This is a genomic window from Ligilactobacillus hayakitensis DSM 18933 = JCM 14209, from assembly GCF_000615845.1.
Classification (GTDB): domain Bacteria; phylum Bacillota; class Bacilli; order Lactobacillales; family Lactobacillaceae; genus Ligilactobacillus; species Ligilactobacillus hayakitensis.
In genome coordinates, this window is sequence record NZ_BAML01000049.1 from 1 (window position 1) to 7,809 (window position 7,809).

Genomic DNA, 7,809 nt, shown 5'->3' on the forward strand with positions numbered 1-7,809 from the left:
TTTGTGTTATATATATATATTTTATGGATTATCTATTATTCATTATATATATGTTTAATGGTACAAAAAAACAGTTTCATGATGAAACTGTTTAACTCTTCCGATTAATCAGCCGGTTTCCACGCACTAAATTGGGCTTCTTGTTGTTCTAAAGTTGCATTATAATAACGGACATTTTTATTTAATTGATCGATTTGAGTCATTTCTTCATCTGTTAACTCAAAATATAGTCGTTCATCCTTATCTATCCTTATTTTCCAAGTTCATTAGTTATCCCTCTTCTACAAATGCTTCTATACTTCTATCGTGAATTACATCATTAACAGCTATCAAATCTAATCTTCTTACATCTATTTTTACTGTTTTAGAATTATAATCCTCACTTAAATGAAAATAAAATTCATCTCCATCTTTATTTCTTAATTTATTAACTTTCATATGTCCAATGTTCTCTCTTTTTCCTTCAACAGTGAACTTTTCTCCGTTTTGATTGATTTCTCCAAATATCTTAAATTTACAATGATATTTTTTTCCTTTTCTTACAAACGAAAACTGATTTGTTCCAGTAATATCAGCATCATCAAAAACAGTATACGTAATCCCTGTGTTTTCGCTTTCAAAAATTAAATCACGTGTTACTTGATAATTTTTTATTTCTTTTAATTTATACATTAATAATAATTTCCTCTATGTCTTATAAGAATGTGCTTGAGTCTACTACTTTCGTTTCATTCTATTTTACTATAAAAACAAAAACTAAAATTTTCTTATTCTAAAAAAATAGTAGCTCTTTTTACTGAGCTACTATCTTTTTTGTTTTATATCATTAATCCCAGCGCAAACAACGATCCCACCGAAGCCACGGTATTGTTTAACATGTGTAGTGATACCGATCCTTCTAGCCATAGCGGCGATACATCCAAAACATGAACGCTCCCATCATTGAATACAAGAAGAATTCAACGAAGTTTGCGGGTTGATGGAATAAACCGAAACTGCAAGCTGACACGATTAAGGCAATTGCGTCCAATAAACTATCTGGCAAGTATCCTTCATATTTGAATAAACTTTGGACAACTAAATGTCGGAAAATGGTTTCCTCAAATATTGGTGCAACCACAATTGCGATGATGTTAAGGGCTATTTTTTGTCCGAGCGCTCCTTTTAAAATCGCATCCAATTCATCTTGATTGGCGGTTGAATTTTGTTGGGTTACATTCATTAAGATTCCCATGCACATCAACATCACAAACCACGTTAAAAATAAGGTTCTTAAAAAAGTGGGATTTTGCAATAACTGCTTCCATTTTTTCAAAAAGAATTGCCAGCGTTTAGGGATGATTTTGATTTCCCAGACAACCGCTTTGAAAAAGGGGCGACTATGATTTTCTAAAACGCGCCAAACTGCCGGAACAATAAACGTCCCAAATAACCACATGATAATCAAAATTCCCAGCACCAACACCATCGTTAAAGCAGAGATATTGTGATGCATTAAAACGTATTTTTTCTGCGTAAAAATACTAGCACTTTCAAAAATAATTGTTTGAGTGATTGAATATAACAGCAGCATCCCGACAAATTTCAAAGGGAGCTTAATCAACTGGTCGATCCAAAATTGGCGCTTCCAACTTTTATATAACAAATTTTTTCTTCCTTTCTAATCTAGATTTTTAAGGTGATAATCATCAGATAAAACATAGAAATCTTTGGATTTAAATTTACTCAAATAGATTTCATTGTCCTTCGTCACAAAGACCGCACCTAAAAAATCAGGGTTATCCTTGCCCCAATCTTTTAGCGGTTGGCCCGCAAAAAATAAATTCGTCGTTTGAATTTCACCGTCAATTGATTTTTTCGTAAACACTGTCACGCTACTGAGATTATTTTGTCTGGGATAACCGGTTTTTGAGTCTAAAATATGATGATAATCTTGGCCGTCAATTTCAAAATGGCGTTCATAAATACCGCTGGTAACAACCGAACATTCTGGCACCATTACCATCCCAATCGCTTTGTCTCTAACATCATGGGGATTTTGCACCCCTACGCGCCATAAATGATCATCATTGACTGGTTGTTCTCCTACCAACAAAAGATTACCGCCCAAGTTGATGATTCCAGAAGTTACATCATAGGCTTGCCACAAATTCTTGATTCTATCAGCAATATATCCCTTGGCAATCCCACCTAAATCAAGCTCCATACCTTCTTCTAATAAGAACACCGCAAAATTTTCATCATCGAGTTGAACTTTTTTCGGATCAATTTTTTGCAGGCGGTCTTTGATTTCAGCATCTTTTGGCAAATGGGCATCACTAAAGCCTATCCGCCACAATTTAACCAACGGGCCAATCAAAGCGTTAAAGCCCAAGTTTTGTTGGCTGACTTCAATAGCTTTTTTGATTAATTTGTAAGTAGCTTCGCTGACACTCACAGCCTTTTTCCCCGCCGCATAATTAATGGCCATCACTTCAGATTGCGTGCGGTTAACTGTGAGTTGATCTTCAAATTTTTGAATTAATTCATTAGATTTATCTAAAATATAATCATCGCTAATACCATAAATTGTAAGATGAATATTGGTTCCTAACCCGCGAAAACTCTTAGTTCTTGGGGTTTGATTTATTTTTGTTTTTTGCATCTACTTACCTCGAAAATTTCTAATCCTTACTATTATAACAATTTTTTTAGAAATTAAAAAAGACGCAAGTAAATACTTTGCGTCTTGTTGTTTTAGATACGTTTGATTTTAACGGAGCCAAAGAGATTGAGGCCTTGTACGCGAATGCTTGGAGCGTCAGTTTGATTTTTGGTACCATAAACATTATCGGAGCCAAAAAGTGACACAACCCCGTCGCCGTCAATATTCCAGCTTTGAGGGATATATAAGATTGTCGTGCCAAAAGCATTCAACATATCGACATCCACATAATCGGTTGTAAGGTCATCATTGATGTTAACGTAAAGTTTAGTTGTCCCAAAAAGACTCATCATATCAATGTCTTTAGTGTGAAGATAACGCGTTGTGGTCCCAAAAATGTTGAAAATATCAACGTCACTTGCGTCAACATCATATTTTTCACGAATCCCTGAATCATTTTTTCCTTGAACATTGAAAATCATTGCAATTCCTGCAGCGATAAGGAAAATCGCAATCACAAGCGTAAGATTATTAACTGTCAAAATATGAAAACTATCATTTAAATCGGTCGCCACAATCGCAAAAAATACTACTGCCGTCCAAAAAGAACGCTTGACCACTGCGTAAACAAAAAGCACTGCCCAAAATACAGTGAAGAAATCAATGTTGTGAATCCATCCCAACCAACTCGAATCTCCAATCACTAACAAAACAGCTAATCCAATTAACAAAAGTCCACCAATAACATTTTTTACTTTCATAATTATTTTCCTCCATTCAACTTATCATTTAATTTCTTGGCATACCGCCTTGAAGCGTATAGTTCTTTTTGGCTATCAAAAAATTCGATTCGATTGCCCAAGACCGATTTAGAAAAAGCCATAACCTGCGGGACATTTACAATTCCTGACTTAGAAATCCGTAAAAAATCATCCCCAAGCCACTCTTCTAATTGATACAACTTCGCATTAACTTGATAAAAGTCATTTTGCGTATGCGCAAACACCTTATTTTCAGAGGTCTCAAAAAATAAAACATCTTTGACATCCACAACACAACGCCGATTTTCTTTGCGAAATTCTATTTGCGCTTGCTGAGCTTGTTTTGTTACTTCAGCTTGTAGCATTGAATATAGGTTTTGAAGTTGGGAACTATCTTGATTAGCTTTGATGATCACTTCATCTTCTGAAATTTCATCATCAAATTCCAATTTGATTTTCATTTTTTAATCCCTCCTTTCATGTTTTTATTTTAGCTTATTTAGCTGCATTAGTAACTATCTGAAGCGTAAGCGGTCATTTTTTGAAAGTAAGTGGTAAGTGATTTTCATAATAAAAACGTCATAAAAACATGGAAATTCCAATGTTTTTATGACGTTTTAAATATATTTTTAGCAAAACAAACTTAAATATTATAATTTGCTCGTTTATCTCCCATTAGTTGCTTCTTTATCAACAATTCCTGTTTCCGGTGCAAAGAATAAACAAACGAGTGCTCCGATTATCATCGGAATAGCGCACACCATCATTGTTAATCTAGCCCCACCAATATTTGCAAGAATTGGTAATAAAAATGTTCCGGCAGCCGCCCCAAAGCGACTAGCAGTAATACATGTTCCGACTCCGGTTGCGCGAATTTTAACATCGAACAATTCTGAAGTATACGTGTAATCCAAGACTAAATGTGCCGATAAGCCAATTGCAAAGATCATGAAGATTGTTAATTTAAGCGGAATAGCAATGTGTGCTAGAATTACTAAACTAATTAATGTAATTGCTGCAACGCTAAATCCTGAAACTAAGAAAAATCTTCTTGAAACTTTGTTAAAGAAAAATGTTCCTAATAACACTCCTGCAAGCATTGCTGTATCATAAAGATACGTTGATACATCTGGATTTTTAATTCCCATCCCTTCAATTAAAAGAGGCAAGAATGTACTAATTCCAAAAAATGTAAATGATTGACAAGTATAAAAAATACTCCCGACTAATGTCTTTCTCAAATATTGTTTAGAAAATAAATCTGTCCATGAAACAGTTCCCTCTTTTTTAGCGGGTAACTTAAATTTCTTGGGTAATGACCACTTAAAACCTAAATTGCGTTTAATTGTTCTTTCAGCCGCTTTTACTTTTCCTTGACTTGCTAACCAAGTAGGCGATTTAGGAAGTTTTACCACTGTTCTAAAAATTGCAGTGATTAATCCAATCCCAGCTGAACTTGCAAATGTCCATTGCCATAATGAAGGAAAATTATTCATCAAACTTCCTAAAACGTTGGCTAAAATAAAACCAATTGTCCAATAAAATAATAAATGACTCTGGCGTTTACTATCTTCTCCGGCAGGAAGCCATTCAACTAGTAAGGCATTCCCAACAGTATAATCAACTGCCATCATTAAGCCAATCAAAATTCTCAAAACAAATAATAAACTAAGATTATTCGTTGTTAATTGTAAAAGTGATAATATGGTAAAGATGTACATATTAATCATCAATAACCCGGCCCGCCCGACTTTATCGCCCAAGCGTCCGACAATTGCTGATCCTGCAAGGCCAATTAGACTTCCAGCTCCAATTAATCCCATCCAAACATCAGAAATATTAATCACATCTGCAGCAGTTGTGAGTGCTGGACCAGAAATTCCAAGAGCATATCCGCAAGCAATTTGGCCTAAAATTATTGATAAATAAACTTTGGTGTGCACATCTGAAAATGGTGCAAATTTGTAATTCTGCATAACGGGTAGTTATAACTCTACCTCTAAAACACTTCCTTTACATATATTCTATTAATAGGGTATCATACATATGGTTTATTTTCAAAAAACAGGTTTATTTACCTTCTTTTTCTCCTTACTAGTCTTTTTTATCCAACTCCACCTAAACGTTTCTATACACTGTTATTAACGCTTTATATCGCATGAAAAATATCTATTCCAGTTATTTTCCCAAAAAGTTAAAGAAAAAGAAAAAGCAATGCCAAATGACATTGCTTCTTAATTATTTTACATATTCTTCAGTTAATTCCATGAATTCCTTAACGTCTTCTAAAATCGTATCGATTCCAGCTTGCCAAAAATCAGCTTTTGTAAGATCAACACCAAGATGTTTTTGTGCCAATTCTTCGGTTGTCATGGCGCCTGTATCACGTAAAAGGGCGATATATTGATCTTCAAAACTGCCACCAACTTTTTTAGCTTGCGCGTAAATCCCTTGGCTAAAGAGATAACCAAAAGTATATGGGAAGTTGTAAAATGGCACATCATCAATGTAGAAGTGTAACTTAGCGGCCCAAAAATGGGGATGCCAGTTAGCCAAACTATCTGCGAAGGCTTCTTTTTGTGCTTTAACCATTAAGTCAGAAATTTCTTTTGGACTTAACACTTTTGTTTGTCTTGCTTCATAAAAACTTCTTTCAAAAATGTAACGTGCATGGATATTAAAGAACATTGCCAATGCCCCTTGAAGCTTTTGATCTAAGAGGTTAATCTTTTCTTCTTTGCTTGTAACACTTGCGATAGCGGCGTCATTAACGACTTGTTCGGCAAAAGTTGATGCTGTTTCGGCTACATTCATGGCATAGCCTTGGTTCAAGTGTGGTAAATCCCACATCACTGAACTATGAAAAGCGTGTCCTAATTCATGAGCTAAAGTTGCGACCTCGTTAACTGATCCACCAAAAGTCATGAAAATCCGTGATTCTTGATTTTCTGGAAAACCAGTACAATAACCACCCGCGCGCTTGTTTGGTCTATCTTGGGCTTCAATCCATTGGCCTTCAAAGGCTTTTTTCGCTAACGCGGCCATTTTAGGACTGAATTTTTCAAAGTTTTCCATGATAAATTCAGCAGCTTGGCTGAAAGTATAATGCTTCGCTTCAAAATCACCTAAAACTACCGGTGCTTCTTGATCTTGCCAAACTGGCTTTTGACGCCCTAAAAGTTGGGCTTTGCGGTTCATGTATTCAACGAATGATTGTTTATTTTTCGCAACCACCGCCCACATTTGATCCAATGTTTCTTGCTTAAGACGATTGTATTCGCGTGGTTCTTTGAGATAATCGGTGTTACCATGAAGCTTTTGATCTGTTAAACGTGCCCCATCAATATGATTAAGAGTATCGGCATACAATTGTTCATCTTTACCCCAAGCTTCTTCCCATTTTTCAAACAATTGATCGCGAACTTCGTTGTCTTTTGAAGCCATCATCAAATTGAATGCTTGACCCGCAGATAATTGCTTATTGTCATGTTCAACTTTTAAATTTCCAGAAAGGACATCATAATGGCGACTCCAAGCAGTTTGACCATCTAATTTTAATTGTGCGATAATATTTTCTTCTGCCGCTGATAAGAAGTTGGCCCCATCACGACGAAATTCACCTAAAACAAAGGCAACTGACTTTAAGTCTGAATCTTCTAATAAGCTTTCCCATTTTTCATCAGGAATTTGAGCTAAGCTACGTTGGAATTCCTTGTTAACTTGAGAGTATTCTGGGATTAAGGCCATCACTTGGCTATCAAGTTGCAAAGCTTGACTGTCAGTGACATCAGCTGAACTCAAAGCTTCAGCAAAAGCTCCCAGTTGTGATAGGCCTTCATCAACTTTTGTCATTACTGCTAAAATTTCTTTTAAACCAGCAGCATCAGCTTGCCAAGTAGAAATTTTTTCTTCCAATTCTTTGATTTCAACTTTTAATTTTTCTAAACGTTCTTGAAACGCAGCAGAATTACTCCCGCCAGCAAAAATGGACTCAAGGTCCCAAACTTCGCTATATTCTTTCATATAAATTCCCCCTATTTGATATTACAATTAGTTTAATTAATCTCAATTAATAGGTCAAGCGGATTTCTCAAAGATGTTGATGTTATGCTTTTTCAAATTTGATATTTTTTACTATATGTATAGTATCGTTAGATATACAAAAAAAGAAGCCTCTCGACTTCTTTTTAGTTTATTCATTATTTTTCGCTGAATTCAACGGGTTCTAACCATTCGTTTGAAGTTTCTTCTGCTATATAAAATGTAGAATAATATAGAATATAGCGTATACTATTCTATATTATTAGAAAGAATATAGACTTTCTTTCTTAATTTTATTTACTACCGTTAACGCTAGTATTCCCATATCCTAACAAGAGGGTAATGACATTGACTAACTGAGAT

The 7,809-nt window shown here is 35.0% G+C and carries 7 protein-coding genes; all 7 read right to left on the reverse strand.

All coding sequences use genetic code 11. The features are described from left to right. Nucleotides 1-270: 270 nt before the first annotated feature. The 7 genes from JCM14209_RS08135 to JCM14209_RS09535 all read right to left on the reverse strand — a co-directional run bounded on the left by JCM14209_RS08135 (nucleotide 271) and on the right by JCM14209_RS09535 (nucleotide 7,428). A complete protein-coding gene (locus tag JCM14209_RS08135) occupies nucleotides 271-672 on the reverse strand; it encodes a hypothetical protein (RefSeq protein ID WP_025022980.1) in 402 nt (133 codons plus the stop codon). Between the two features lie 226 nt (nucleotides 673-898). Beyond that, nucleotides 899-1,645 (reverse strand): CPBP family intramembrane glutamic endopeptidase, encoded by a 747-nt coding sequence (locus JCM14209_RS09785; RefSeq protein ID WP_025022981.1) that lies wholly within the window; start codon nucleotides 1,643-1,645, stop codon nucleotides 899-901. A gap of 15 nt (nucleotides 1,646-1,660) precedes the next feature. Further along, on the reverse strand, nucleotides 1,661-2,644 hold the full coding sequence (locus tag JCM14209_RS08145) for an FAD:protein FMN transferase (protein ID WP_025022982.1): 984 nt from the start codon (nucleotides 2,642-2,644) through the stop codon (nucleotides 1,661-1,663). 92 nt (nucleotides 2,645-2,736) lie between these two features. After that, nucleotides 2,737-3,405 carry a LiaF transmembrane domain-containing protein gene (locus JCM14209_RS08150; RefSeq protein WP_025022983.1) on the reverse strand — a complete coding sequence of 223 codons (669 nt, stop codon included), beginning with the start codon at nucleotides 3,403-3,405 and terminating at the stop codon, nucleotides 2,737-2,739. Between the two features lie 2 nt (nucleotides 3,406-3,407). Next, nucleotides 3,408-3,866 (reverse strand): LytTR family DNA-binding domain-containing protein, encoded by a 459-nt coding sequence (locus tag JCM14209_RS08155; RefSeq protein WP_025022984.1) that lies wholly within the window; start codon nucleotides 3,864-3,866, stop codon nucleotides 3,408-3,410. Nucleotides 3,867-4,070: 204 nt separating this feature from the next. Further along, a complete protein-coding gene (locus tag JCM14209_RS08160; protein WP_025022985.1) occupies nucleotides 4,071-5,381 on the reverse strand; it encodes an MFS transporter in 1,311 nt (436 codons plus the stop codon). A gap of 262 nt (nucleotides 5,382-5,643) precedes the next feature. Continuing rightward, nucleotides 5,644-7,428, reverse strand: coding sequence for a M3 family oligoendopeptidase (locus JCM14209_RS09535; protein WP_035520296.1), 1,785 nt, complete (start codon nucleotides 7,426-7,428; stop codon nucleotides 5,644-5,646). Between the last annotated feature and the right edge of the window lie 381 nt (nucleotides 7,429-7,809).

Coding starts and splice junctions, on each gene's coding strand:
- JCM14209_RS08145 (WP_025022982.1), bottom strand. CDS start 2,644: ATGCAAAAAACAAAAATAAATCAAACCCCAAGAACTAAGAGTTTTCGC.
- JCM14209_RS08160 (WP_025022985.1), bottom strand. CDS start 5,381: ATGCAGAATTACAAATTTGCACCATTTTCAGATGTGCACACCAAAGTT.
- JCM14209_RS08155 (WP_025022984.1), bottom strand. CDS start 3,866: ATGAAAATCAAATTGGAATTTGATGATGAAATTTCAGAAGATGAAGTG.
- JCM14209_RS08150 (WP_025022983.1), bottom strand. CDS start 3,405: ATGAAAGTAAAAAATGTTATTGGTGGACTTTTGTTAATTGGATTAGCT.
- JCM14209_RS09535 (WP_035520296.1), bottom strand. CDS start 7,428: ATGAAAGAATATAGCGAAGTTTGGGACCTTGAGTCCATTTTTGCTGGC.
- JCM14209_RS08135 (WP_025022980.1), bottom strand. CDS start 672: ATGTATAAATTAAAAGAAATAAAAAATTATCAAGTAACACGTGATTTA.